Genomic DNA, 24,853 nt, shown 5'->3' with positions numbered 1-24,853 from the left:
GAGGGGTGATATTTTGGATATTTTAAAATTTTTATTTTATATTTTTATATTTCCAGGTGGATTATTTTCAATATTAATTTCAATTATTATATTTGGAATAGATAGGAAACTTGTTGCAAGAATGCAAAGAAGAATAGGTCCACCAATAACACAAACCTTTTATGATATATTAAAGCTTTTTGGAAAAGAAGTTATAATACCTAAAGAATCAAATAAAAAGATTTTTATATTAGCTCCTATAATTGGATTAATAAGTATTTTATTGATACCTCCTATTATACCTATGTTTAATAATATATTTTTGAGTTTTAATAGTGATATTATTTTAATAATATATTTATTAACTATATCAGCTATAGTTTTAATTGTATGCGGAATTAATTCAAAATCATCATATGGTGCTATAGGTGCTTCAAGAGAAGGGGTACTTTTATTAAGTTTAGAATTTCCTATGGTTATTTCTATATTATCTGTATGTATATATTCGGCAAAAATTTCAAATGAAAGTTTAAGTTTTTCACTTCAATCTATAGTTAATAATCAAACTATTTATAATAATTTTTTGTTTTCACCAATTTTAATTCCAGCAGCAATAGCTTTTTTAATGGTAATTCCAGGAGAGGCTGGAGTGATTCCTTTTGATATAGCAGAAAGTGAAACAGAGATATGTGAAGGCCCTTTAGTTGAATATTCAGGAAAGTATTTAGCTATTTTAAAAATTATGCAAATGGTTAAAGGAGTTGTAATAGTATCACTTTTTGTTTCATTATTTTTAGGAGGAGTTATTAAAGAAAAAGGGATTTTGGGAATATTGATTTTTATATTAATGATATTTTTAACAATATTTCTAACTATAACTTTAGTAAGAACAACTTTTGGAAGAATGAAAATTAATCAAGCTTTAAAATTTTATTGGACATTTCCAACTCTAGTAGCTTTAATCAGCCTTATACTAGTTACATTGATTTAGGAGGTATATATTATATGTCTATAAATAAAGGAAGAGAAAAATCTATTTGGATATATCATTTAAATACAGGTTCGTGTAATGGATGTGATATTGAATTAGTAGCTCTTTTAGGGCCTATGTATGATGCTGAAAGGCTTGGGGTTAAACTTGCTGGAAGTCCAAGACATGCAGATGTTATTGTAGTAACAGGACCTGTAACTACTATGTCTAAAGAAAGAATGCTTAGAGTAATTTCACAAGTACCAGAACCTAAAGTAATAATGTCTCTTGGGTCATGTCCTATATCTTGTAATGTTTTTAAGGGAAGTTATTCTATAGATGGGCCTCTTAGTAAATGGGTTGACATTGATGTATCAGTTTTTGGATGCTCTCCAAAACCAGAGGCTATAATAGAGGGATTAAAAAAGGCTAAAGAAATTTTGAAAAATAAAAGAGGAGATGAATAAGTTTGAGATTTCCCTTTTTAAAAGAAGCTATTAAAAATTTATTTAGAAAACCTTGTACAGAAACTTTAAATAATAGAGAAGTTAAAAATTATAGAGGAAAGATTCAATTTGATAATGAAAAGTGTATAGGTTGTGGAATTTGTATAAGAGTATGTTCACCAAAAGCTATAGAAAAAAATATAATAAAAATTGACGATACTACTGAAGAAATAAGTATGAATTTTGATTTAGGAAGTTGTACATTTTGTGGTATGTGTAGTGATTTTTGTCCTAAAAATGCAATAATATTAACAAATGATTTTAATATGGTTACAGAGAAAAATGAAGATATTATAGTTTCAGGAAAGTTTAAAAAAATTGTACCTAAAAAATTTATAAATAAAAAATAATTTCCATAAAAGACTAATTCATTATTAATAGAATTAGTCTTTTGAAGTTAATTTGATAATTTTTAGACATATTAATGACATAAATTTATAGTATAATTAAAATGATTTTAATCAATACTTAAAAGATTTTTATGAATTTTAATATATAATATATTTGTTATTAGGAAATGGGGATGGTTAAATAATGAATAATATTTTATACTCTATTACAAATAAAGTTATTGAAAATTATAGATTAGCAAAATATAAATTAAGATTTGATGGAGAGTATATAAATCACTTTGCATCATTAATATTTACAGGAAATGATAATATTGATATAGATAAAATAAAAGAAATAAGAAAATATATAAAAACTAATACAAATAAAATGTCAAGTTTTAGAGGTGACATTTTATATATGTTATCAATACTTATAAGTAAAGAAAATAACTATAAAGAATTTTCTGATAAAGTAATAAAAATAAATGAAAAATTAGAAGAGAATGACTTTAAAGAAAATGATTTTTTAGTATTATCTTCTTATACTATAGCAAAACACATTAATATAGATGAAGTTTATAATATTATAAAAGATATGAAAATAATATATAATTCTTTAAAAGAAAATTATAAAGGTTTTACAGATGAAGAAGATTATTTAGCTTGTGCTCTTCTTGCAATAAAAAATAATAAAGATAAAGGTGAAGCTAAAAATATACATGAATATATAGAAAGTATGTTTAATCATTTATCTGATCTTGATTATTATTCTAAAAATGACCTTCAAGGTATTGCAAGTAGTATAGTTTTAAATGACAAAGCATCAGCACCTTATGAAATTAAAGAATTAATAAATGCTTTCAATGAAAATGGCATGAAAATTGGTGATGAAGTATTGCCTTTAATTGGAATAATTGAAAGAGAAGAAAATATAAAAAGTTATTTAGATAAAATAAATGAAGTAAATCAATATTTATGTGATGAAGATGGAGAATATGCTTTTTATATGGATAAAACATTTAGAACATTGATTGCAATAGTCATAGTTGAAGTTTATGAATTATTAAAAAATTCTACAAAAAATGAATTTTTAAATGAATTAGTATGCTTTTCAATATATTCATTTCTTGTTAGCAAAAAACAAGGGATTTTTGAGGAGGTTTTAGCCTAATAAATGGAGCTTTATGAAAAGATAATACTTCATGTTGATATGGATGCTTTTTTTGCATCAGTTGAGCAAATGGATAATAAAAAATTAAAAGGAAAACCAGTTATAGTAGGAGGAGTTAGTGAAAGAGGTGTAGTGTCTACATGTTCTTATGAGGCAAGAAAATATGGTGTTCATTCAGCAATGCCAGTTTTTATTGCAAGGCAACTTTGTCCTAATGGAGTTTTTTTAACAGTAAGACATTCAAGATATAAAGAAATATCAAGAAGAGTATTTGAAATATTTAAAGAAGTTACTAATTTAGTTGAACCATTGTCTATAGATGAAGCTTATTTAGATTTAAGAAGTGGAAGTATAAAAGATGGAGAATATGCAGCTAAATATATAAAAGATAGAGTTTATAAGGAATTAGGATTAACTTTATCAATAGGAATTTCTTATAATAAATTTTTAGCAAAACTTGCATCAGACTGGAATAAACCAAATGGAATAAAAATTATAAGTAAAGATATGGTTCCAAATATATTATTTCCTTTATCTATAGAAAAAATATATGGGCTTGGAAGTAAATCTGTAAATAAGCTTAATAATATGGGATTTTTTACAGTTAAAGATTTATATCCAGTTTCTAAAGAGTTCTTATTTGAATACTTAGGTAAACAAGGAGTAGAAGTATTTAATAGAATAAGAGGAATTGATAATAGAGAAGTAACTGTAAGTAGATATAGAAAATCTATTGGAAAAGAGAGAACACTTAAAAGTAATACAAAAGATAAAGAAGAACTTACTAAATACTTGGAATTTTTTTCGAGTGAAATATCAAAAATGTTAATAAAGGATAATAAGTCTATAAAAACTATTACTTTAAAATATAAAACAAGTTCCTTTAAAAATCATACAAGAAGTAAAACATTAAAAGATTACATTAGAAACTTTGATGATATATTTAAAATATCAAAAGAAATTTTAAATGAAGAGGATTTAAATGAAGATATAAGATTAATAGGTCTTAGTGTATCATATTTTAAAGAGAGTTTAGAGGAACAAATATCATTATTTTAGAATATTTAAAAAATTTTTATATATTAATTGACAATCTTGTCGAAATAGTTCTATAATCACAGTATAGCTATAATGTAAAGGAGTGCAAAAAAATGAACAAAAAAGAATTAGCTAGAATGATAGATCATACATTATTAAAGCCAGAAGCAACAAGTGAAGGAATTAAAAAGTTATGCGAAGAAGCAGTGAAATATAATTTTGCATCTGTATGTGTAAATCCTGGTAGAGTTAAAGAAGCATATGAAATAGTTAAAAACAGTGATGTTAAAGTATGTACAGTTATAGGATTCCCTTTAGGAGCAACAACTACTGAATCAAAAGTTTTTGAAACAAAAGATGCCATAAAAAATGGGGCAACAGAAGTTGATATGGTTATAAACGTTGGAAGACTTAAAGATAAAGATTATGATTTTGTAAAAGAAGATATAAAATCTGTAGTTGATGCTGCTAAAGGAAAAGCTTTAACTAAAGTTATAATTGAAACTTGTCTTTTAACAGACGAAGAAAAAGTTATAGCATGTAAGTTATCAAAAGAAGCAGGAGCTGACTTTGTTAAAACTTCAACTGGATTCTCAACAGGAGGAGCTACAGGAGAAGATATTAAGCTTATGAGAGAAACAGTAGGAAAAGAAATGGGAGTTAAGGCATCAGGTGGAGTAAGATCATTAGAAGATGCTTTAGTTATGATAGAAAATGGAGCTACAAGAATAGGTGCATCAGCATCAATAGAAATATGTGAAGGAAGAGAATCAAATAGCACATATTAATTATAAATAAATTAAAAAAATCCTTAAGGAGACAATCCTTAAGGATTTTTTTTATAATTTGAAAAATTTATATCTAAAATGAAATAACTCGAATATTAATATAATATACAAATATAAAATAAGGAGGAATTATCTAAATTTACTAAAGGTGAATTTAGTAAAAGCATTATATGAAGAAAGAATTAACTCTAAATGAAATAATTTATGATTTGGAATATATTAATGAAAGTGATGGGGTAACTACTATAGAAGATATTCCGGAAATAAATACTCCTTACAATGAAATAAAAAGTGCCCTTAATATAAGAAGAGCAGGATATAACTTGTATATTATAGATTCATTCTCTAAAGATAAGATAGATGGGTTAGTTAATTTCATAGATAATGAGTATAAATCTTTAAAGCCTCCTTCAGATATATGCTATGCAACTATTAAAGATATAAAGATTCCATTTCCTATCTTTGTTTCAAATGGAAAGGGTAGAAAGTTAAAGATGGAAATAAAAAAATTAAAAGAAGAATATATGATAAATTTTTTAGAGTTTTTTAATATGTCATCAGAGGAAGAGAAAGATGAAATTATAGAAAATATACACCTTAAAAGAAACAAATATATAGGTGAATTAGTTGAGGTTGCAAAGCAAGATGGGTTTGATGTTAAAGCAACTTCAGGAGGATTTGCATTTATACCATTAAATGAAGGGGAAGTAATGACAGAAAAAGAATATGATGAGTTAGATATAAAGGATAAAGATATAATAATTCAAAAAGCAAGTAGACTTAAAGAAAGAGCAGAAGTTATTTTAGATGATTTAAAAGAATTAGAAGTAGATTCTATGGAAAGGCTAAGAGTTATATTTAGAGATTATATAAATGAAAAGATGGAAAATTATAAAGATGATGTTCTTTTAGATTTTATAGGAGATGATGGTGTTTATAATTATCTAGAAAAATTATATGAAAGTATTGAAGATGATCTTATTGAAAATTATAGTATAGATTTAGAGGATGAAGATGAAACCGTTGAAAAAGTATTATCAAAATATAATATTGAAGTAGTTGTAGATAACTCAAAGAATAATCATCCTTTAGTAATATACGAAGATGATCCAAGTATAATAAATCTTATAGGAAATATAGAATATGAAAGTCAAAATGGTAATTATACAACAGACCTTTCATTAATAACAGCAGGTTCACTTCTTAAAGCAAATGAAGGTTGTTTAATAATAAGACTTAATAAGCTTATTCAAAATGGAAATAGTTATTATCAACTTAAAAATGCCCTTATGTCTGGAAAGGTTAATTTAGATAGTAATAGAAATTATTTAGAACTTTTATCTATAAACGGGCTAAAGCCAAGTCCAATACCTATAGATGTAAAAGTTATAATTATTGGAGATTATGAAAGTTATTCTATTTTATATAACAATGATGAGGAGTTTAAAAGCTTATTTCCATTAAGATGTGAAATAAAAACAGAAATAAGTAATGTTAAAAAAATAATTAATGAATTAGTAGAATTTATAAAAGGTAGAGTTAAGAAAAAAGAATTATTAGATATTGAATATGATGGTATTAAAGTTTTATTGAGGTATTTAACTAGAAAAGCATCAAATAGAGAAAAAATAAATATAGATGAATATAAAATAGATACTATATTAGTTAGAGCTGATAATATGGCTAGAGAAAATAATAAAAATATAATATTAAAAGAATTTATAGAAAAAGTAATATATGAAAAAGACAGTATAATCGATGAATATGCTGATATGTATAAAGAAAATAAGATTTTTATAAAAACAGATGGTAGATGCATGGGAAATGTAAATGGACTTGCGGTATTAGATACTGGAATATTTAGTTTTGGAAAACCTTTAAGGATAACATGTTTGGCAATAAAAGGAGAAGGCAGTGTAATTGATATTCATAAAGAATCAAAATTAAGTGGAAAAATACACGAAAAATCAATAAAAACATTAACTGGACTGTTGTATAGTTTAATTTCCCCATACGAAAAACTTCCTATAAATCTTCACTTAAGTTTTGAACAAAGTTATGGAATTATAGAAGGAGATAGTGCATCAGTTGCAGAAATGATAGCTATATTATCTGCTATAAGTAAAAAAGGAGTAGATCAACGTATTGCTGTTACTGGATCTTTAAATCAGTTTGGAGAAGTACAACCTATAGGTGGAGTTAATGAAAAGATAGAAGGCTTTTTTAATGTATGTAAAAGAACTACTGGTTATAAGGGAAAGGGAGTTTTAATACCATCAACTAATAAAGATGAGTTAGTATTAAATAAAGAAGTTGAAGAAGCTATAAAAGATGGAGATTTTCATATATATGAGATGGAAAAAATAGATGATGCTATAGAAACTCTATTATTAGAAAATGATGAGAATATAGAATATTTTTATAATATAGTAAGTGATGAAATAAAAAAATATAATAATTAATATAAGGAGCAAATTTGCTCCTTATATTTTTATAAAATATAAAATATGTAAAGTAATTGACTTTAAAAGGAATTATATGTTAAAATATGGAAAAGAAAAGTTAAGTGAGGAGGTGAATTACTCTAAAGAGTGCTTTAGGGTATTTAATATGTATCTTAAGTTTAGTGTTATAGAAGATAAATTAGTCGCTCATCTTATTGGAGAGTTAGATCATCATAGTTCTCAAGAAGTTAGAGTTAAAATTGATGATAGAATAGACAGAGATAACATAACAAATGTTATATTGGATTTTAGTAAAGTAACATTTATGGATAGTTCAGGAATTGGCGTTGTTGTTGGAAGATATAAAAAAATAGCTTCAAATGGAGGAAACATTTGTGTTGCAGATGTAAGTAAAAGTGTAAATAGAGTTTTTGAATTATCAGGATTATTTAAAATTATAAAAAATTTTAATACTGTAGATGAGGCAGTAAGGTGCATTTAATGGAGGGGTTTTATAATGTACGATAATAAAATAAGTATTGAATTTTTAAGCAAATCTGAAAATGAAGGTTTTGCAAGAGTTGCAGTGTCAGCTTTTGTTTCACAATTGGATCCTACAATAGAAGAACTTACAGATATTAAAACAGCTGTTTCAGAAGGTGTAACTAATTCAATTATTCATGGATATGAAAATAAAAAAGATGGAAGAGTTAGGATTGATGCATCTATTACTGGGAATTGCATTGAGATAATAATATCGGATTTTGGGATTGGTATAGAAAATGTTGAAAGAGCAAAAGAGCCATTATATACTTCAAGACCAGATCTTGAAAGATCAGGAATGGGATTTACAGTTATGGAAAGTTTTATGGATAGTTTAGAAGTGTATAGCGAAAAGGGAAAAGGTACAAGGGTTGTTATGAAGAAAAATATTGATACTGAAGTAGATTAGGGGAAAAATATGAGTATTGAGAATTATAAGAGAGAGGAATTTAATTATGATGACAATTCTGAATTGTTGCCTTTAGCTAAAAATGGTGATAAAAAGGCATTAGACAGATTAATTGAAATGAATCTTCCTTTAGTATCATCTATAAGTAAGAAATTTTCTAATAGAGGATATGATTATGAGGATATATATCAAATAGGTTCAATAGGTCTTGTAAAGGCTATAAAAAACTTTGATGAAAGATTTAACGTTAAATTTTCAACATATGCAGTTCCTATGATAATAGGAGAAATAAAAAGATTTTTAAGAGATGATGGAATTATAAAGGTAAGCAGAAATGTAAAAACTTTAGCTAGAAAATTACATTATTCTAAGGAAGAGCTTACAAAAAAGTTAAATAGAGAACCTACTATAGATGAATTATCAGAGTATTCAAGTATTGATAAAGAAGAAATTATAATTGCATTAGAATCAGCATCAAGTATGCAGTATTTATATGATACTATACATCAGGATGATGGTGCACCTGTGCTTCTTATAGATAAAATAAGTGAAAATGGTGAAGAAGATTCAGAAATGATTGAAAGACTAGCACTTAAAGAAGCTATAGGAACATTAGATGTTAAATCAAGACAAATTATAATACTTAGATATTTTAAAGATAAAACTCAAGTTCAAGTAGCAAAAATGCTTGGTATAAGTCAGGTTCAAGTATCTAGAATAGAAAAAAAAGTATTATCAAAAATGAAAGAAAAATTACAAGATTAGAATGAGATTTTAAAATCTCATTCTTTTTTATTTTAAAAATTTAAATAAATATTTTAGATGTTTAAAAAAGAAATGAAAATATATTTTATAAAAATATTAATTAAAAGAATTAGATTTATTATTTTACAAATAATAATGTTATATATATTTGAAAGGAGAGAATATATTTTGAGAAAAGAAAATACGAAAGAAGATATAGTAAAAGAAAGATTTGAAATAATAAAGCAGGAAACTGAGCCTAAGCCACAACTCACAAGACATTGTATAAGAGCATTTATAGTTGGCGGGTTAATTTGTGATGTAGGACAAATAATATCTGATATATTTTTAAGGCTTGGGTATCCTAAAGATGAGGTATCTAGTATAACAGCAATAATAATGGTATTTTTAGGAGCTTTATTAACTGGTGTTGGTATATATGATAAGATTGCAAGCTATGGTGGAGCAGGTACTGTAGTTCCTATAACAGGCTTTGCAAATGCTGTTGTTGCACCTGCTATAGAGTTTAAAACAGAAGGTTTTGTTTTTGGTGTTGCAGCTAAAATATTTACAATAGCTGGACCTGTACTTGTTTATGGAATAGGATCTTCTGTGATAATTGGAATTATATACTATATAAAACAGATGTTTATTTAATGTATAGATGGAGGCGTTAATATATGGGTCATATAAAAAAAGTTGGAGGACAGACTGTAAAACTAAAAAATCCACCTAAAATAATATCAGCATTTTCTATTGTTGGTCCTAAAGAAGGTGAAGGACCTTTAAAATCATATTTTGATGAAGTGCTTACGGATGATACATGTGGTAAAGAAAGTTATGAAAAAGCAGAAAGTGAAATGATATATATAGCTATAAGAGAAGCTATAAGACGTGCAAATTTAAAAGAGGAAGATATAGATTATATGTTTTCTGGAGATTTGTTAAATCAAATAATTTCATCAAGTTTTGCAGCAAGAGAATTAAATATACCATTTTTTGGACTTTATGGAGCTTGTTCAACAATGTCAGAATCTTTAAGTCTTGCATCACTTATAGTAGATGGGGAATTTGCAAAATATGTAGTAGCAGCTACATCATCACATTTTTGTGCAGCAGAAAGACAATTTAGATTTCCATTAGAATATGGGTCTCAAAGGTGTAAAACAGCTCAGTGGACAGTAACAGGGTCTGGAGCTATGATTCTTGGGCGAGAAGGAGATTTTCCTAAAGTAACATATGTTACAACTGGTGTTGTAAAAGATTATGGAATAAAGGATGCAAACAATATGGGAGCTGCAATGGCTCCTGCCGCCGTTGATACTATATATAATCATTTTAAAGACACTGGAAGGAAACCTAAAGATTATGACATAATAGCAACTGGAGATCTTGGGAAAATAGGAAAAAAGATATGCGATAAATTAATATTAGAATATGGTTATGATATAAGAGAAAACCATGTAGATTGTGGAGATATTATATTTAATAATGAACTTCAAGGAACAGATTCAGGTGGAAGTGGTTGCGGATGTTCAGCTGCTGTTTTATGTGGTTATATTTATAAAAAGCTTATTAGAAAAGAAATAAAGAGTGCTCTTATAATATCAACTGGGGCTTTAATGAGTACAACTTCATCTCTACAAGGCGAAAGTATACCAGGAATAGCACATGCTGTAGCCATAGAGATGGATTAAGGAAGGAGAAAATCAAAAGATGGATTATATAAAGGCATTTATAGTTGGGGGGCTTATATGCGTTATAGCTCAAATTCTTATGGATAAAACTAAACTTACACCAGGAAGAATATTAGTTTTATTTGTTACTATGGGAGCTATATTAGGAGCGTTTGGAATATATGATAAACTTATAGAATTTGCTGGAGCTGGAGCAAGTATACCATTACCTGGTTTTGGAAATTCTTTAGCTAAATCAGCTATAAAAGAAGTTGAAGAAATAGGAATATTTGGTGCATTTAGTGGAGGAATAAAAGGAACAGCAGCTGGAATTACATCTGCAATAGTTTTTGGATATATAATGGCTATTATTTTTAAACCTAAAAGTAAATAATTGTATTTTTTAGAATAAAAAATATAATTAAGTGTCTATACTTACTATTAGAGGTGAGCCTATTGAATATAAATAAAATAGGAAAAGTAAGATTACCTATTGTATATATAATTATTTCATTACTTTGTAGTAGTATATATTATAAATATTTTGAAGATGATATTTGGCTAGCTATCACTATAGTTGGCCTTTTATTTTTATGGGTTTTATTAAAAGAGGGAATAGAGTTTTGTATATTTATATTTTTAATATTTATAATTGGGATAACTATAAATATAAATTTTTATAATTTAAAAGTTAATAATTTTGAAAGTATAAAAATAGAAAAATTATATTCTTACGGTGGTATAGGAAAAATAAAAGGAAGAGAAGTATTTATAAAAGGTAATTTATCTAATTTAAATGAAGATGTAGTAATAAATGCTTTAGGAGATTTTGAAAGAAAGTTAGATAAAAAACAAGGAAGAATAGGAAATTATGAAATAAAAAAATGGTTTGTAAATGATAGTAATATAAATACAAAGCTTTCAAATATAAAATATAAATTTAAAGAAAGATTAAAAAATAATATTGGAACTAGAAAATCAAGCCTTATAACATCAATGACTTTTGGAAAAGATGCTTCTTTAGACTTTGAAGATCAAGAAGATATGAAAAAATTTGGAATAGTTCATGCATTAAGTGTATCAGGACTTCATATAGGTATTATATTTTTAATAATGAAAAAGTTATTTAAGGAAAGAATAGCACTTATTATAACTTTTTTATATGTAATTATGACCGGAATGGCTTTTTCAAGTATAAGAGCATTTATCATGTTATTTTTTATAAATTTAGGGGTAATGTTAAAGCGTAGATATAATCCTATTTGTGGATTATCATTAAGTGCAATAATAATATTTTTAATTTCACCTTATTGTATATTTGATGTAGGATTTTTATTATCTTTTGGAGCAACTATTGGAATTATATTATATAACAAAGATTTAAATAAGAAATTTTATAAAATGCCTAAAATAATTAGAGAAACTTTAAGTATATCATTTAGTGCTCAATTATTTACATTACCAATACTTATAATATTTTTTAATGAAATTTCAATTGGTTTTATTATAGGAAATTTAATACTTATTCCTATAATAAATTTAACTTTAATAATAAGTATATTATCCTTATTTTTTATAAATATAGATTTTTTATTTAATTATATTAGTTTCATATTGAAAAATATAATAATGCTTTTTGACAATATAAGTAAAGTATTTTTAGAGATAACACCAGATCTTATATATACAAATGAGTATTATGGATATTTTTATATTAGTCTTTTAATAACATTTTTCATATATAAAAGAGGTTATAAAAAAATTATTATATTACCGATTTCTTATATAGTATTTATAGCACTTAGTTTATATAGTATAAATCCTAAAATAGAATATAGATATAAAGATACACTTTTAGTTTCTTATAGAGGGCAAAGGATTATATTATATAATGATAATATTGATGTTAATAAAATTAAGTCAATATCTGCATCTAATAATTATTATAAAAATTCTAAGAAAATTTTTATAAAAGAAAACTGTTATTTAGAATCTGTTAAGAAGGATTATATATTAAATATAGATGGAAATAAATATTATCTAAACATGAGTTTTAATAATAAAAGCAATATTAAATATGATATAATTAATTTCAAAGAAGATGATGTTACTAGTATAGTTATATTGGGAAGAAAAGTATTAGTAAGATAGATTTTACTTGAAAGGTGATTAACTTGATAAATTATGAAACGTTAGAAAAAGATATAAAAAATAATAATATAAAAAATTCATATATTTTTTGTGGACCAGATGAAGAATTAATTAAAGAAGGAATTGAAAAACTTGTAAATCCGTATATTGATGAAAACTTAAAAGATTTAAATTTTATAAAATTTGATGGAGTTCAATGCGAATTTGATGAAATAGTAAATGCTTGTGAGACATTACCTTTTATGACTGAAAAGAAAGTTGTAATTGTATATAGATGCCCATTTTTGAAAGAAAAATTAGATGCTTCAAATAAAAGTTTTTACAACAATATGAAAGAATATTTAAAAGATATGCCAAGTCATACAATATTAGTTTTATATCATGTACTTGGGGATAAAAGGGATACTTTAAAGAAAAATAAAAATATTATGGCTCTTGATAAAATAACTACAATTGTTCAAGTAGATAAGTTAAAAAGAGATGGATTTTATAAGAGAGTAGATAATATATTTAAAATAAATAAGAAAAATATAAATAAAGTAGAACTTAGATATTTTTGTGAAAAAATTCCTATGAATTTAGAAATAGCACAAAAAGAAGTAAGTAAATTAGTTGATTATACTTTTGGAAGAGAAATAACTAGAAAAGACATTGATGTATTAATTCCAAATAAAAGTGAAGATGATGTATTTGATTTAGTTGATTTAGTGTCACAGAAAAAAATAGAAAGAGCTCTTGATATATTAAATGAATTATTATTTAAAGCAGATCAACATATGTTAATAATAACATCTATACAAAATCAATTTAAAAGATTATATGATATGAAAATAGGTTTAGATTCAGGTAAAAAGATGAATGATTTTGTATATGAATATAGAATACCACAGTTTGTTGTTGAGAAACTTGTAGCACAAAGTAATAAATTTTCATTAAAACAATTAGAAAAAATATTACGTTTATGTATAGAAGTAGATAAAAACTTAAAAAGTGGATTAGGAGATAAAAAATCAGAGTTAGAATTATTTTTAATAAAGATAGCTATGGTAAAGAAATAAAAAAACACCTCAAATAATTTGAGGTGTTTTTTATGTATCTTGGAAAATTAAATCTAAGACACAAGTTCTAGAAAGTAAATAACCGACCGTTGAAGGTCGGTTTATGTTACTACTATGCCATAGCGTTTAACTTTGCAGCTAGTCTTGACTTCTTTCTAGCAACCATGTTCTTATGAAGAACTCCTTTTGAAGCAGCCATGTCTAAAGCTTTAGTAGCTTGAACGAAAGCAGCTTTAGCTTCTTCAGCGTTGTTAGCAGCGATTGCAGCTTCTAACTTCTTTATTTCAGTTTTTAAAGCTGATTTAACCATTCTATTTCTTAAAGTTTTAGTTTGAGTAACTTTAATTCTTTTTTTAGCTGATTTTATGTTTGCCATTACTTTTCACCCCCTCTAAATTTTATAGGGCCTCTCTGCAGTTTTGGGGAATCTGCGTACGAGTTTACATTCAACAAACCATATTATAGCATTGAAATTTATTATATTCAAGTATTAAATTCAAACAAAAAGGAAAAATAATTTTGAAAGCATAAAAATAAGAGAGGTGAAATTATGTTAAATTTTAGAACAGACCTTGCAATTGAGGCAAAAGAACACTACTCAAAAGCTCATAAAGGCGAGATTGACGGCGTAGTTGTAAATGAAGAAATAATTAGTGATAGTAAAGTTACAACTGTAAAAATAAAAAATAATGAAGGATCAAAAAAATTAGGAAAACCTATAGGAACATATATAACTATAGATATACCAGAATACACCATATATGATGGTGAATTAATGGATAATGTTTCAGAAACTGTAGGTGTAACACTTAAAAAGATTGTAAATATGGACGAAAAAAATACTGCTTTAGTAGTTGGGCTTGGCAATTGGAAAGTAACTCCAGATGCTTTAGGACCAAAAGTTGTTGAAAAGATAATGATAACAAGGCATTTAAAAGAAGTTATGCCAGAGGCTATTGATGAATCAATAATGCCAGTTTGTGCTATTGCACCAGGTGTTTTAGGTATAACTGGTATAGAAACAGGAGAAGTAATAAAAGCACTTGTAGAAAAAATACATCCAGATTTAGTTATATGCATAGATGCTTTAGCTTCAAGAAGAATAGAAAGGGTAAATAGAACTATTCAGATAAGTGATACAGGTATATCACCAGGTGCTGGAGTTAATAACCATAGAATGCGTATAAATGAAGATACATTAGGAGTTAAAGTTATAGCTATAGGAGTACCTACTGTTGTTGATGCTGCAACTATTGCAAATGATAGTATAGATTTAGTTATAGATGAGCTTATAAGTAAATCAGAAGAAGGGTCAGAATTTTTTAATATGATAAAAAGTGTTGATAAAAATGAAAAAGGAATGCTTATAAAAGAATTATTAAATCCGTATGTTGGAGATTTAATGGTAACCCCAAAGGAAGTTGATCAAGTAATTGATTCTTTATCAAAAATAATTGCAAATGGAGTAAATATAGCAGTACAACCTAATCTTGAGATGGAAGATATAAATAAATTTATGAATTAAAAATTAAACAAACATATAATAATTATGTAAATTCCCTCATATACTTTTAGAAGTGAGGAGGGGATAGAGTGTGGGGTTAAGTAGTACTAATTTAAGGCGAAAAAGCTCTGTTGATATAGGAATAGTAATTTTACTTATATGTTTAGTAGTGTTTTTTGGAAGATGTATATATATAATGAAAAATAGTAGTGAAAGGGGAGGTTTAGCTTACGTTGAACTTTTAAATTTTTCAATGCCTCTAGTAAAAACTCAAGTTTATGATGAGGAAGTGTATTATGAAAATAATTTTTCTTTAAAAAATATAGCTTTAGAAGCGCTTGGATTATCAGATTTAAGTTTGGAAAGACTAGTAAGTAGTGAAGTTCCTATTTTGAAAATTACAGATTATACAAAAAGATATGGAGAAGATGAAGGATACAGTCCTTTTGAACTTAATTCTGGATCTATAATAAAATATTCAGATGAGGAAAAAAATAATTTATATAATCCAAAACTTAAAAAGGAATTAAATCAATCAAAACCAGAAGTTTTGATTTATCACACGCATACAGGAGAAGGATATTCAGAAACAAAAAACTTTACAGATAAAAGCGATAACAATGTAGTTGGTGTTGGTGAAATAATTACAAAAGAACTTGAAGAAAAATATGGTATATCAGTAATTCATGATAAAACCGTTCACGATGTATCTTATAATGATAGTTATAATAGATCAAGAGATACTGTTAAAAAATATTATGATAAATATGGAGATAATTTTAAATTAGTAATTGATATTCATAGAGATGGTATAGATAAAAAGAAAGCAACTAATAGAACTAAAGATTTGTTTACAGTTAATGTTAACAGTCAAAGTATGGCAAGAATAATGTTTTTAAATACTAGAGGAAGTTCTAAGTTTAGTGCAAATGAAAAGATGAGAAAAGAATTATATAGTATAGCCAATTCGTTATATCCAGGTCTAGTAATTAGTGAAACATGGAACAGAGGAATAAATTTACTTAATCAAGATGTATTAAGTAATTCAATATTGTTTGAAGTAGGTTCTAATATAAATACATCAAAAGAAGCCATGACATCAGCTAAATACATTGCAAGAGTTATAGCAGAATATATAAACGGAAAGTAATTAATATTGAGTACTTTTTGAATAAAAGTTTTATAAAGTGTCTAGTATTTTAAAGAAGTGAGGTGGAGCTTTATGAAATTTAAAAAGTACTCAATAATTTTATTTTCAAGCATTATATTAATATCAGCATTTATGGGACTTATAAAAATAAATATAATAAATACAAAATCACTATCACCAGTTGGTAATACAGATGATAACAAAAAAATTGTTAACACAGAATTTGGTGATGACTTTAATAACTTTATTCAAGATAATGCAAATGTAAAAATATATAATAAAGAAAATGGAGATTATTTGTTAAATATAAATGAAAATGCTTTAAGAATTAAAAATGAATCAGAATTAGTTAATTTTATAAAGAAAACATTTTATAAAGTTACAGATAGTGTAAAAAATGTAATCATAAACATACAAAATCTAATAGAAAATATAATATCTTAAAATAAAGGCAGAGTTATATACCCTATAAATATTGACACTACCTAAGGAAAGTATGATATAATTTAGCTTGACTTTAATATATGGGGGTGAAATAACTGCTTTCTTACATAAGAAGAGCAGATTTTATATATGAAAAATGATAGACAAAAATTTATTAGAAATTTTTCAATAGTAGCACATATAGATCATGGTAAATCAACATTAGCAGATAGATTATTAGAAATTACAGGTACTTTAACAAAAAGAGAAATGGAAGAACAAGTACTTGATAATATGGAACTTGAAAGAGAAAGAGGAATAACAATAAAATCTCAAGCTGCAAGACTTGTATATAGAAAAGATAACGGAGAAGAATATATATTAAATCTTATAGATACTCCAGGGCATGTAGACTTTACATATGAAGTATCAAGAAGCTTAGCTGCTTGTGAAGGAGCTGTATTAGTTGTTGATGCAACTCAAGGTATTCAAGCTCAAACTTTAGCAAACTGTTATTTAGCTTTAGATAATGATTTAGAAATAACACCTGTTATAAATAAAATAGATCTTCCATCAGCAAGACCTGATGAAATAAAACAAGAAATAGAAGATGTAATAGGTATTCCAGCAGAAGATGCACCAATGATATCTGCAAAAACAGGATTAAATGTAGAAGATGTATTAGATGCTGTTGTTCGTGATATACCAGCACCAAATGGTGATGAAGAGGCACCTCTTAAAGCATTAGTTTTTGATTCTTATTATGATACATATAAAGGTGTTGTAAGTTATGTAAGAATTATTGATGGTACAGTAAAAAGAGGAACTAAAATAAAGTTTATGGCAACTAACAAAGTTTATGATGTAACTGAAGTTGGAGTCTTTACACCAGGATTTTTACCAGTTAATGAATTAAAGGCTGGAGACGTTGGATATGTTACAGCATCTATAAAAAATGTAAAAGATGCTAGAGTTGGTGATACTATAACTGAAAGTGGAAGAGAAACAAAAGAAGCTCTTCCAGGATATAAACCAGCTATACCAATGGTTTATTCAGGTATATACCCAGTAGATGGAGCAAAATATGAAGAACTTAAAGAAGCACTTGAAAAGCTACAAATAAATGATGCTGCATTAAATTTTGAACCAGAAACATCAGTAGCTTTAGGATTCGGATTTAGATGTGGATTTTTAGGTCTTTTACATATGGAAATAATTCAAGAAAGAATAGAGAGAGAATTTAATCTTGATATTATTACAACAGCACCATCTGTTATATATAAAATAAAGAAAACTGATGGAACTATTTTAGATATAACTAATCCAACAAATCTTCCAGAGATGAGTGAAGTAGATTATATGGAAGAGCCAATTGTTAAAGCTTCAATAATTACTCCAACTGAATATGTAGGGGCTGTAATGGAGCTTTGTCAAGAAAGAAGAGGAACATATATTGATATGCAATATATGGAGGAAACAAGAGCTGTAATTAATTATGATATACCTTTAAATGAAATAGTTTATGATTTCTTTGATACGTTAAAATCAAAAACTAGAGGTTATGCATCATTAGATTATGAATTTAAAGGATATGAAAAAGCAGAACTTTGTAAGCTTGATATTCTTTTAAATGGAGATGTTGTTGATGCACTTTCAATGATAGTTCCAAAAGAAAGAGCTTATCATAAAGGTAGAGGAATAGCTGAAAAACTTAAAGAAATTATTCCAAGACAGCTTTTTGAAGTGCCAATACAAGCAGCTATAGGATCAAAAATAATAGCTAGAGAAACAGTAAAAGCTATGAGAAAAGACGTTTTAGCTAAATGTTATGGTGGAGATATTTCAAGAAAGAGAAAACTTCTTGAAAAGCAAAAAGAAGGTAAGAAGAGAATGAGACAAGTGGGATCAGTTGAAGTTCCACAAGAAGCATTTATGTCAATTTTAAAAGTAGATTAATTTACAGAGCCTAGTAATTGAAACTAGGCTCTTTTTATTGAAGTTATAAAATTTAAAAAAGTATAAACTAATTTATAAATATTTTAAAAAGAATAAAATTAAATAGTGTATAAACCTCAGTTCTTTAATTTAAATAACATTTAATATGTGTAATTATTTAATCTATTTTGAATATACATTACTATAAGAGATTATGGAGGTGTATATAGATGATTGAAATTACTTTAAGAGATGCAAATATTAAATGTAAAAAGTTAAGAAGAAAAGGTATAATAACAGGAACACTTAAAAGATTGAATGGAGAAATAATTCCTATAAGCTTAAAAGGAAGCAAAATAGATTGTTATATATTAAATAATGGGCTTAATAAAGAATTGAAAGTAAGTTTAAATGGAGAGGAAATAAAGACTAAAATTTATAGGGTTCAAAAAAATCTTCTTATTCATAATGTAGATAATATAGAACTTTTAGAAAAATAATTGTTAAAATAGATTTAAGTTAGTTTATCTTAAGTGAAAATTAGTAAAATTTAATGTATAATAAACAAAAGAAAAGGAGGTTTAGTCATGTTTTTAAAAGAATTAAATAATAAAGAAGCAATAGCTTTTATAAATTTAGTAAATGAATTTGCAAACATAGATCATGTACTTAGAAGAGAAGAAAAGAGATTAATTAAAGACTATTTAAAAGAACTTAATTTAGATTCAAGTGAAATTGGAGCTGTATCATATGATGAAGCTTTAGAAATATTAAAAAATAGTAAAGAAAGAACAAAAAGAATAGTTTATTTTGAATTAGTTGGATTAGCTTTAGTAGATGGTAATTATGGAGAAGTTGAAGTAGATTATTTAGATAAAATAGCTACTGATCTTGATATTAATAGATCACAAAAAATTTCCTTTGCAAATTATTTTTACAATTTTAAAGAAATACATGATTTTTCAGTAATAGAAACTGAAGGAAAAGAATTAAAAAATTTAGAGAGACAAGCAGAAGCGTTATTATAAAATAATTTTTTGAAGAAGGAAGATTCTAATTAAATTAAAGATTAGAATCTTCTTTTTTGTTATAATAAATAAAATAGAAAAATTAAAATAAAAGAAGGTGATAAAGATGAAAGAAGTTTCATTATATGTACATATTCCTTTTTGCAAACAAAAATGTCTTTATTGTGATTTTCCATCTTATGCAGGAAAAGAATTATTAGAAGATGATTATATAGATGCATTAATTAAAGAGATAAAATTAAAATGTGAAGGTAAAATTATAAAAACTTTATTTATAGGAGGAGGTACTCCTTCATATTTAAGAGAAGAAAATTTAAATAAGTTATTATTATGTTTAAAAAATTTGAATTATAAAGATAATGCTGAAAAAACTATAGAATGCAATCCAGGTACTTTAACTTTTGAAAAACTTAAAATAATTAAAAACAATAATATAAATAGAATTAGTATAGGGCTTCAAACTACAAACAATAATTTATTAAAAAGTATAGGAAGAATACATACAATTGAGGAATTTGAGGAAAATTATAATAGAGCAAGAGAGTTTGGTTTTGATAATATAAATATAGATATTATGTTTGGGCTTCCAAATCAAAGCATTTTAGATTATAAAAATAGCTTAGAACATATAGTTAGACTAAATCCAGAGCATATTTCTTGTTATAGCTTAATAATTGAAGAAGGAACACCTTTTTATAATATGTATGAAAAAGATTTATTAAAGCTTCCAACAGAAGATGAAGAGAGAAAAATGTATAATTTAACAAAAGACATATTAAGTTCTTATGGATATCATCAATACGAAATATCAAATTATTCAAAAGTAAATAAAGAATGTGAGCATAATAAAGTTTATTGGAAACTTGAAGAATATATAGGGGTAGGAGTATCTGCAAGTTCATATATAAACAATAATAGAATAAAAAATGTTGATAATATAAAAGAATATATAGAAAAAGTAAATAGTGATGAAACTATAGAAGATAATATTGTTAGCAATAGTAAAAAAGAAGATATGGAAGAATTTATGTTTTTAGGACTTAGGATGATTAAAGGAGTAAATAAAGAAAACTTTAAACAAAAGTTTAATGAAAATATAGAAGATATATATGGTGATGTTATAACAAAAAATATAAAGTTAGGCTTAATAGAAGATAATAAAGGATATATATATTTAACTTCTAAAGGAATAGAAGTATCAAATTATGTTATGAGCGAATTTATTAAATAGGGATAGATAAATGAAGCAATTTGGAGAAAAATAAAAATAATTTAAATCAAACTCTTTTTATGGGTAAAATAAAGTAAATATTCTCGTTGACAAAAATATGCAACGAGAATATTATTTAAATATAGTCATTAGCACTCGTTGTTAGTGAGTGCTAACAAGTAGAGGTGATGATATGGTTATTGATGATAGAAAGATAAAAATATTAGAAGCTATTATCAATGATTACATTAAGACTGGTGAACCTGTTGGTTCTAGAACAATAGCTAAAAATTATGACTTAGGTGTTGGTTCTGCAACAATAAGAAATGAAATGGCAGATTTAGAAGATATGGGGTATTTAGAACAACCACATACATCGGCAGGAAGAGTTCCATCTAGCAAAGGATATAGATTATATGTAGATAGTTTGATGGATAAACCAATTTTAAGTAAAGAAGAAGATTTGAAAATAAGAGAGTATGTTATAAACTCAGCAATGCTTGAGGTTAATAAGATAGTTAAAAATGCGAGTACATTACTTTCAGAATTAACTCATCTTACATGTGTTGTTAAAACACCATCTCTTAGTATGAGTTGTATAAAGTCAATTCAACTTATGAGAGTTGATAGTGTAAGTCTTTTAGCAGTAATAGTTACTGATGGAGGTCTTATAAAAAATCAAATAATAAAGGTTGATAAAGTACCTTCAATAAATATATTAAATAAAATGAATGAAGTATTAAATAAAAGGCTTATAAATTTATCTATAGATGAAATTAACTTAGAAGTTATAAATCATTTAAAGATAGGCTTAGATGGTCAAGATGAAGTGTTTAATGCAATAATTCCAGCACTTTATCAATGTTTAAAAGAAGACGATACTTCAAGAGTTTTTATGGAAGGTGCAACAAATATATTTAACTTTCCTGAGTATAATGACATAGAAAATGCAAAAAGAATATTATCACTTCTTCATAATAAAGATTGTGTTGTAGAACTAATAGAACCAGAAAGCGATATAACAATAAAGATTGGTGATGAAAATTACCTTCCAGAAGCAAAGGAATGCAGCGTTATATCAGCAGAGTATTCTTTAGGAGATAATGCAAAAGGAACTATTGGACTTATAGGTCCTAGAAGAATTGATTATTCAAAAATAATTGCAATAATGGCACAAGTCATGAAAGAGCTTAATGAAACTCTTAGAGGACAGTCTAAAAAATAAGAGAGACGAGGTGTGGGAAAAAAGTGAAAGAAAATTTAGAAAATCAAGAACAAGAATTAAAAGGTGAAGAAAACATAGCAGCTGAAGAAGAAATGACAAAAGAAGATTTAAATTCATCAGATCAAGAAGAAGTAAAGGAAGAGTCTCAAGTAGAAGATAAAAAAGAAGAGGATGAGTTAAAAATGTTTAAAAAGACAAAGGAAGAAAACAAAAAACTACAAAATGAACTTGAGACACTAAAGGACAGACTTTTAAGACTTACAGCTGAGTATGATAATTACAGAAAAAGAACTACAAAAGAAAAAGAAGGAATTTATACAGATGCATGTGCAGATGTATTAAAAGAAATAATTCCAAACCTTGATAATCTTGAAAGAGCTATTGAAGCAGATGGTAGCGTTGAAGATATGAAAAAAGGATTAGAAATGACACTTAAAGGTTTTAAAGGAGCTTTAGAAAAATTAGGTGTTGAAGAAATAGCAACAGAAGAAGGCTTTGATCCTAATATGCATCAAGCAGTAATGCATATTCAAGATGAAAACCTAGGTGATAATGAAGTAGCTGAAGTTTTCATGAAAGGCTATAAAAGAGGAGATAAAGTTATAAGACATTCTGTTGTAAAAGTAGCAAACTAAAATATAACATTTTAAAATAGATTAAATTAGAATTTAAATCAAATGAAAGTTTGAGTTAAGGAGGAATATATTATGGCAAAAATTATAGGAATTGACTTAGGAACTACAAATTCATGTGTAGCAGTTATGGAAGGTGGAGAACCAGTAGTTATCACTAATGCAGAAGGAGCAAGAACAACTCCATCAGTTGTTTCATTCCAAGCAAATGGTGAAAGATTAGTTGGTCAAGTAGCTAAAAGACAAGCAATTACAAATCCAGATAAAACAATAATATCAATAAAAAGACATATGGGAACAGATTATAAGGTTGATATAGATGGAAAAAATTATACACCACAAGAAATATCAGCAATGGTTCTTCAAAAATTAAAAGCAGATGCAGAAAGCTATTTAGGAGAAAAAGTAAATCAAGCAGTTATAACTGTTCCAGCTTACTTTAATGATGCTCAAAGACAAGCAACAAAAGATGCTGGTAAAATAGCAGGACTTGAAGTATTAAGAATAATAAACGAACCAACAGCAGCAGCTTTAGCTTATGGATTAGATAAAACAGAAGCTGAAGAAAAAGTATTAGTATATGACTTAGGTGGTGGTACTTTCGATGTATCTATCCTAGAACTTGGCGATGGAGTATTTGAAGTATTATCAACAAATGGAGATACTCATCTTGGTGGAGATGACTTCGATAACAAAATAATGGACTATATTGCAGATACATTTAAAGCAGAAAATGGTATAGATTTAAGACAAGATAAGATGGCACTTCAAAGATTAAAAGAAGCAGCTGAAAAAGCTAAAATTGAATTATCATCATCAACACAAACAAACATCAACTTACCATTTATAACAGCTGATGCAACAGGTCCAAAACATATTGATATGAACTTAACTAGAGCTAAATTTAATGAATTAACTCATGACTTAGTTCAAAGATCAATAGAACCAATGAAGAAAGCATTAGCAGATGCTTCATTATCAGTAAAAGATATTGATAAAGTATTATTAGTTGGTGGATCAACAAGAATACCAGCAGTTCAAGAAGCAGTTAAAAACTTTATAGGAAAAGAACCTTCAAAAGGAGTTAACCCAGATGAATGTGTTGCAATTGGTGCAGCTATTCAAGCAGGTGTATTAACAGGAGAAGTTAAGGATGTATTATTATTAGATGTTACACCATTAACACTTGGTATTGAAACTTTAGGAGGAGTTGCAACTCCACTTATAGAAAGAAATACAACAATCCCAGCTAAGAAGAGTCAAACATTCTCAACAGCTGCAGATGGTCAAACATCAGTTGAAATTCACGTAGTTCAAGGTGAAAGACAAATGGCTGCTGACAATAAAACTTTAGGAAGATTTACATTATCAGGAATTGCACCAGCTCCAAGAGGAATTCCTCAAATCGAAGTTACATTTGATATAGATGCTAACGGTATAGTTAATGTATCAGCTATGGATAAAGGAACTGGTAAAGAAGCAAATATCACAATCACAGCATCAACTAACTTAAGTGATGATGAAGTAGAAAAGGCTGTTAAAGAAGCAGAAAAATTTGCTGAAGAAGATAAGAAGAGAAAAGAATCAATAGAAGTTAAAAATAATGCTGACCAAGTTGTTTATCAAACAGAAAAAACTTTAGAAGAACTTGGAGATAAAGTTTCAGCTGAAGATAAAGCAAAAGTTACTGAAAAATTAGAAGAAGTTAAGAAAATAAAAGATGGAGATGACTTAGAAGCAATTAAAACAGCAGTAGATGAATTAACTAAAGAATTCTATGCAATCTCATCAAAAATTTATCAAGAATCAGGAGCACAAGCTGGAGCTCAAGGATTCGATCCAAACAACATGGGTGGAGCTCAAGGAACTAACGAAGCACCACATGATGATAATGTTGTAGATGCCGACTTTAAGGTAGAAGATGATAAATAGTTGTA

General features: G+C 26.5%; 26 protein-coding genes. 25 read left to right on the top strand and 1 reads right to left on the bottom strand.

Annotated elements, in window-relative coordinates:
- Window positions 1-13: 13 nt before the first annotated feature.
- The 15 genes from O212_RS0110950 (at window position 14) to holA (ending at window position 13,809) form a co-directional block, all read left to right on the top strand.
- Window positions 14-970 carry a complex I subunit 1 family protein gene (locus O212_RS0110950; protein WP_024615149.1) on the top strand — a complete coding sequence of 319 codons (957 nt, stop codon included), beginning with the start codon at window positions 14-16 and terminating at the stop codon, window positions 968-970.
- Window positions 971-984: 14 nt separating this feature from the next.
- The gene (locus O212_RS0110945) at window positions 985-1,416 is read left to right on the top strand and encodes an NADH-quinone oxidoreductase subunit B (RefSeq protein WP_024615148.1); all 432 of its coding nucleotides are present in this window, start codon (window positions 985-987) and stop codon (window positions 1,414-1,416) included.
- A 2-nt stretch (window positions 1,417-1,418) separates the two neighbouring features.
- Window positions 1,419-1,805 (top strand): 4Fe-4S dicluster domain-containing protein, encoded by a 387-nt coding sequence (locus O212_RS0110940; RefSeq protein ID WP_024615147.1) that lies wholly within the window; start codon window positions 1,419-1,421, stop codon window positions 1,803-1,805.
- 184 nt (window positions 1,806-1,989) lie between these two features.
- Entirely contained in the window at window positions 1,990-2,958 is a 969-nt protein-coding gene (locus tag O212_RS0110935; protein ID WP_024615146.1) for a DUF4003 family protein, read from the top strand.
- A 3-nt stretch (window positions 2,959-2,961) separates the two neighbouring features.
- Window positions 2,962-4,017 carry a DNA polymerase IV gene (locus tag O212_RS0110930; protein ID WP_024615145.1) on the top strand — a complete coding sequence of 352 codons (1,056 nt, stop codon included), beginning with the start codon at window positions 2,962-2,964 and terminating at the stop codon, window positions 4,015-4,017.
- A 92-nt stretch (window positions 4,018-4,109) separates the two neighbouring features.
- Entirely contained in the window at window positions 4,110-4,784 is a 675-nt protein-coding gene (deoC, locus tag O212_RS0110925) for a deoxyribose-phosphate aldolase (protein WP_024615144.1), read from the top strand.
- A 170-nt stretch (window positions 4,785-4,954) separates the two neighbouring features.
- Entirely contained in the window at window positions 4,955-7,246 is a 2,292-nt protein-coding gene (locus O212_RS0110920; RefSeq protein WP_024615143.1) for an AAA family ATPase, read from the top strand.
- Window positions 7,247-7,394: 148 nt separating this feature from the next.
- Window positions 7,395-7,730, top strand: a complete 336-nt coding sequence (gene spoIIAA, locus O212_RS0110915; protein WP_024615142.1) for an anti-sigma F factor antagonist — start codon at window positions 7,395-7,397, stop codon at window positions 7,728-7,730.
- A 15-nt stretch (window positions 7,731-7,745) separates the two neighbouring features.
- The gene (gene spoIIAB, locus O212_RS0110910; protein WP_024615141.1) at window positions 7,746-8,180 is read left to right on the top strand and encodes an anti-sigma F factor; all 435 of its coding nucleotides are present in this window, start codon (window positions 7,746-7,748) and stop codon (window positions 8,178-8,180) included.
- A gap of 9 nt (window positions 8,181-8,189) precedes the next feature.
- The gene (gene sigF / locus O212_RS0110905) at window positions 8,190-8,945 is read left to right on the top strand and encodes an RNA polymerase sporulation sigma factor SigF (RefSeq protein ID WP_024615140.1); all 756 of its coding nucleotides are present in this window, start codon (window positions 8,190-8,192) and stop codon (window positions 8,943-8,945) included.
- A 135-nt stretch (window positions 8,946-9,080) separates the two neighbouring features.
- Window positions 9,081-9,581, top strand: coding sequence for a stage V sporulation protein AC (gene spoVAC, locus O212_RS0110900; protein ID WP_051373010.1), 501 nt, complete (start codon window positions 9,081-9,083; stop codon window positions 9,579-9,581).
- A gap of 23 nt (window positions 9,582-9,604) precedes the next feature.
- The gene (gene spoVAD, locus O212_RS0110895) at window positions 9,605-10,621 is read left to right on the top strand and encodes a stage V sporulation protein AD (protein ID WP_024615138.1); all 1,017 of its coding nucleotides are present in this window, start codon (window positions 9,605-9,607) and stop codon (window positions 10,619-10,621) included.
- Between the two features lie 19 nt (window positions 10,622-10,640).
- Complete coding sequence (gene spoVAE, locus O212_RS0110890; RefSeq protein ID WP_024615137.1) at window positions 10,641-10,994, top strand: stage V sporulation protein AE; 354 nt, start codon at window positions 10,641-10,643, stop codon at window positions 10,992-10,994.
- Window positions 10,995-11,056: 62 nt separating this feature from the next.
- Window positions 11,057-12,751: a ComEC/Rec2 family competence protein gene (locus tag O212_RS0110885; RefSeq protein ID WP_024615136.1), complete on the top strand. Its 1,695-nt coding sequence runs from the start codon at window positions 11,057-11,059 to the stop codon at window positions 12,749-12,751.
- 23 nt (window positions 12,752-12,774) lie between these two features.
- Window positions 12,775-13,809, top strand: coding sequence for a DNA polymerase III subunit delta (gene holA, locus O212_RS0110880; protein WP_024615135.1), 1,035 nt, complete (start codon window positions 12,775-12,777; stop codon window positions 13,807-13,809).
- A gap of 112 nt (window positions 13,810-13,921) precedes the next feature.
- Here the strand turns inward: holA and rpsT are convergent, their stop codons facing one another.
- A complete protein-coding gene (gene rpsT, locus O212_RS0110875; protein WP_024615134.1) occupies window positions 13,922-14,185 on the bottom strand; it encodes a 30S ribosomal protein S20 in 264 nt (87 codons plus the stop codon).
- Between the two features lie 174 nt (window positions 14,186-14,359).
- Here rpsT and gpr point away from each other — a divergent pair, with 174 nt between their 5' ends.
- The 10 genes from gpr (at window position 14,360) to dnaK (ending at window position 24,848) form a co-directional block, all read left to right on the top strand.
- Window positions 14,360-15,334, top strand: a complete 975-nt coding sequence (gene gpr / locus O212_RS0110870; protein ID WP_024615133.1) for a GPR endopeptidase — start codon at window positions 14,360-14,362, stop codon at window positions 15,332-15,334.
- A gap of 70 nt (window positions 15,335-15,404) precedes the next feature.
- A complete protein-coding gene (locus O212_RS0110865; RefSeq protein WP_029699323.1) occupies window positions 15,405-16,463 on the top strand; it encodes a stage II sporulation protein P in 1,059 nt (352 codons plus the stop codon).
- Window positions 16,464-16,535: 72 nt separating this feature from the next.
- Window positions 16,536-16,907 (top strand): hypothetical protein, encoded by a 372-nt coding sequence (locus O212_RS0110860; RefSeq protein ID WP_024615132.1) that lies wholly within the window; start codon window positions 16,536-16,538, stop codon window positions 16,905-16,907.
- 129 nt (window positions 16,908-17,036) lie between these two features.
- A complete protein-coding gene (lepA, locus tag O212_RS0110855) occupies window positions 17,037-18,842 on the top strand; it encodes a translation elongation factor 4 (protein WP_024615131.1) in 1,806 nt (601 codons plus the stop codon).
- Between the two features lie 209 nt (window positions 18,843-19,051).
- Window positions 19,052-19,321, top strand: a complete 270-nt coding sequence (locus tag O212_RS0110850) for a hypothetical protein (protein WP_024615130.1) — start codon at window positions 19,052-19,054, stop codon at window positions 19,319-19,321.
- An 87-nt stretch (window positions 19,322-19,408) separates the two neighbouring features.
- Window positions 19,409-19,849 carry a hypothetical protein gene (locus O212_RS0110845; protein ID WP_024615129.1) on the top strand — a complete coding sequence of 147 codons (441 nt, stop codon included), beginning with the start codon at window positions 19,409-19,411 and terminating at the stop codon, window positions 19,847-19,849.
- A gap of 106 nt (window positions 19,850-19,955) precedes the next feature.
- Window positions 19,956-21,080: a radical SAM family heme chaperone HemW gene (gene hemW / locus O212_RS0110840; protein WP_024615128.1), complete on the top strand. Its 1,125-nt coding sequence runs from the start codon at window positions 19,956-19,958 to the stop codon at window positions 21,078-21,080.
- A gap of 172 nt (window positions 21,081-21,252) precedes the next feature.
- Window positions 21,253-22,284, top strand: coding sequence for a heat-inducible transcriptional repressor HrcA (gene hrcA / locus O212_RS0110835; protein ID WP_024615127.1), 1,032 nt, complete (start codon window positions 21,253-21,255; stop codon window positions 22,282-22,284).
- A 23-nt stretch (window positions 22,285-22,307) separates the two neighbouring features.
- Window positions 22,308-22,919 (top strand): nucleotide exchange factor GrpE, encoded by a 612-nt coding sequence (grpE, locus tag O212_RS0110830; protein ID WP_024615126.1) that lies wholly within the window; start codon window positions 22,308-22,310, stop codon window positions 22,917-22,919.
- 72 nt (window positions 22,920-22,991) lie between these two features.
- A complete protein-coding gene (gene dnaK, locus O212_RS0110825; protein ID WP_024615125.1) occupies window positions 22,992-24,848 on the top strand; it encodes a molecular chaperone DnaK in 1,857 nt (618 codons plus the stop codon).
- Window positions 24,849-24,853 lie beyond the last annotated feature (5 nt).

It is taken from the genome of Clostridium sp. Ade.TY (genome assembly GCF_000498355.1).
Taxonomy (GTDB): Bacteria; Bacillota; Clostridia; order Clostridiales; family Clostridiaceae; genus Clostridium.
The sequence above is the reverse complement of the archived record's forward strand: the minus strand, read 5'-3'. Positions and strand labels throughout refer to the sequence as shown.

What these genes read in the sequence shown, in the direction of transcription:
- O212_RS0110945 (WP_024615148.1), top strand. Translation starts at nt 985, where the DNA reads ATGTCTATAAATAAAGGAAGAGAAAAATCTATTTGGATATATCATTTA.
- O212_RS0110935 (WP_024615146.1), top strand. Translation starts at nt 1,990, where the DNA reads ATGAATAATATTTTATACTCTATTACAAATAAAGTTATTGAAAATTAT.
- O212_RS0110930 (WP_024615145.1), top strand. Translation starts at nt 2,962, where the DNA reads ATGGAGCTTTATGAAAAGATAATACTTCATGTTGATATGGATGCTTTT.
- deoC (WP_024615144.1), top strand. Translation starts at nt 4,110, where the DNA reads ATGAACAAAAAAGAATTAGCTAGAATGATAGATCATACATTATTAAAG.
- O212_RS0110920 (WP_024615143.1), top strand. Translation starts at nt 4,955, where the DNA reads ATGAAGAAAGAATTAACTCTAAATGAAATAATTTATGATTTGGAATAT.
- spoIIAA (WP_024615142.1), top strand. Translation starts at nt 7,395, where the DNA reads ATGTATCTTAAGTTTAGTGTTATAGAAGATAAATTAGTCGCTCATCTT.
- spoIIAB (WP_024615141.1), top strand. Translation starts at nt 7,746, where the DNA reads ATGTACGATAATAAAATAAGTATTGAATTTTTAAGCAAATCTGAAAAT.
- sigF (WP_024615140.1), top strand. Translation starts at nt 8,190, where the DNA reads ATGAGTATTGAGAATTATAAGAGAGAGGAATTTAATTATGATGACAAT.
- spoVAC (WP_051373010.1), top strand. Translation starts at nt 9,081, where the DNA reads ATGTTATATATATTTGAAAGGAGAGAATATATTTTGAGAAAAGAAAAT.
- spoVAD (WP_024615138.1), top strand. Translation starts at nt 9,605, where the DNA reads ATGGGTCATATAAAAAAAGTTGGAGGACAGACTGTAAAACTAAAAAAT.
- spoVAE (WP_024615137.1), top strand. Translation starts at nt 10,641, where the DNA reads ATGGATTATATAAAGGCATTTATAGTTGGGGGGCTTATATGCGTTATA.
- rpsT (WP_024615134.1), bottom strand. Translation starts at nt 14,185, where the DNA reads ATGGCAAACATAAAATCAGCTAAAAAAAGAATTAAAGTTACTCAAACT.
- gpr (WP_024615133.1), top strand. Translation starts at nt 14,360, where the DNA reads ATGTTAAATTTTAGAACAGACCTTGCAATTGAGGCAAAAGAACACTAC.
- O212_RS0110860 (WP_024615132.1), top strand. Translation starts at nt 16,536, where the DNA reads ATGAAATTTAAAAAGTACTCAATAATTTTATTTTCAAGCATTATATTA.
- lepA (WP_024615131.1), top strand. Translation starts at nt 17,037, where the DNA reads ATGAAAAATGATAGACAAAAATTTATTAGAAATTTTTCAATAGTAGCA.
- O212_RS0110850 (WP_024615130.1), top strand. Translation starts at nt 19,052, where the DNA reads ATGATTGAAATTACTTTAAGAGATGCAAATATTAAATGTAAAAAGTTA.
- O212_RS0110845 (WP_024615129.1), top strand. Translation starts at nt 19,409, where the DNA reads ATGTTTTTAAAAGAATTAAATAATAAAGAAGCAATAGCTTTTATAAAT.
- hemW (WP_024615128.1), top strand. Translation starts at nt 19,956, where the DNA reads ATGAAAGAAGTTTCATTATATGTACATATTCCTTTTTGCAAACAAAAA.
- hrcA (WP_024615127.1), top strand. Translation starts at nt 21,253, where the DNA reads ATGGTTATTGATGATAGAAAGATAAAAATATTAGAAGCTATTATCAAT.
- dnaK (WP_024615125.1), top strand. Translation starts at nt 22,992, where the DNA reads ATGGCAAAAATTATAGGAATTGACTTAGGAACTACAAATTCATGTGTA.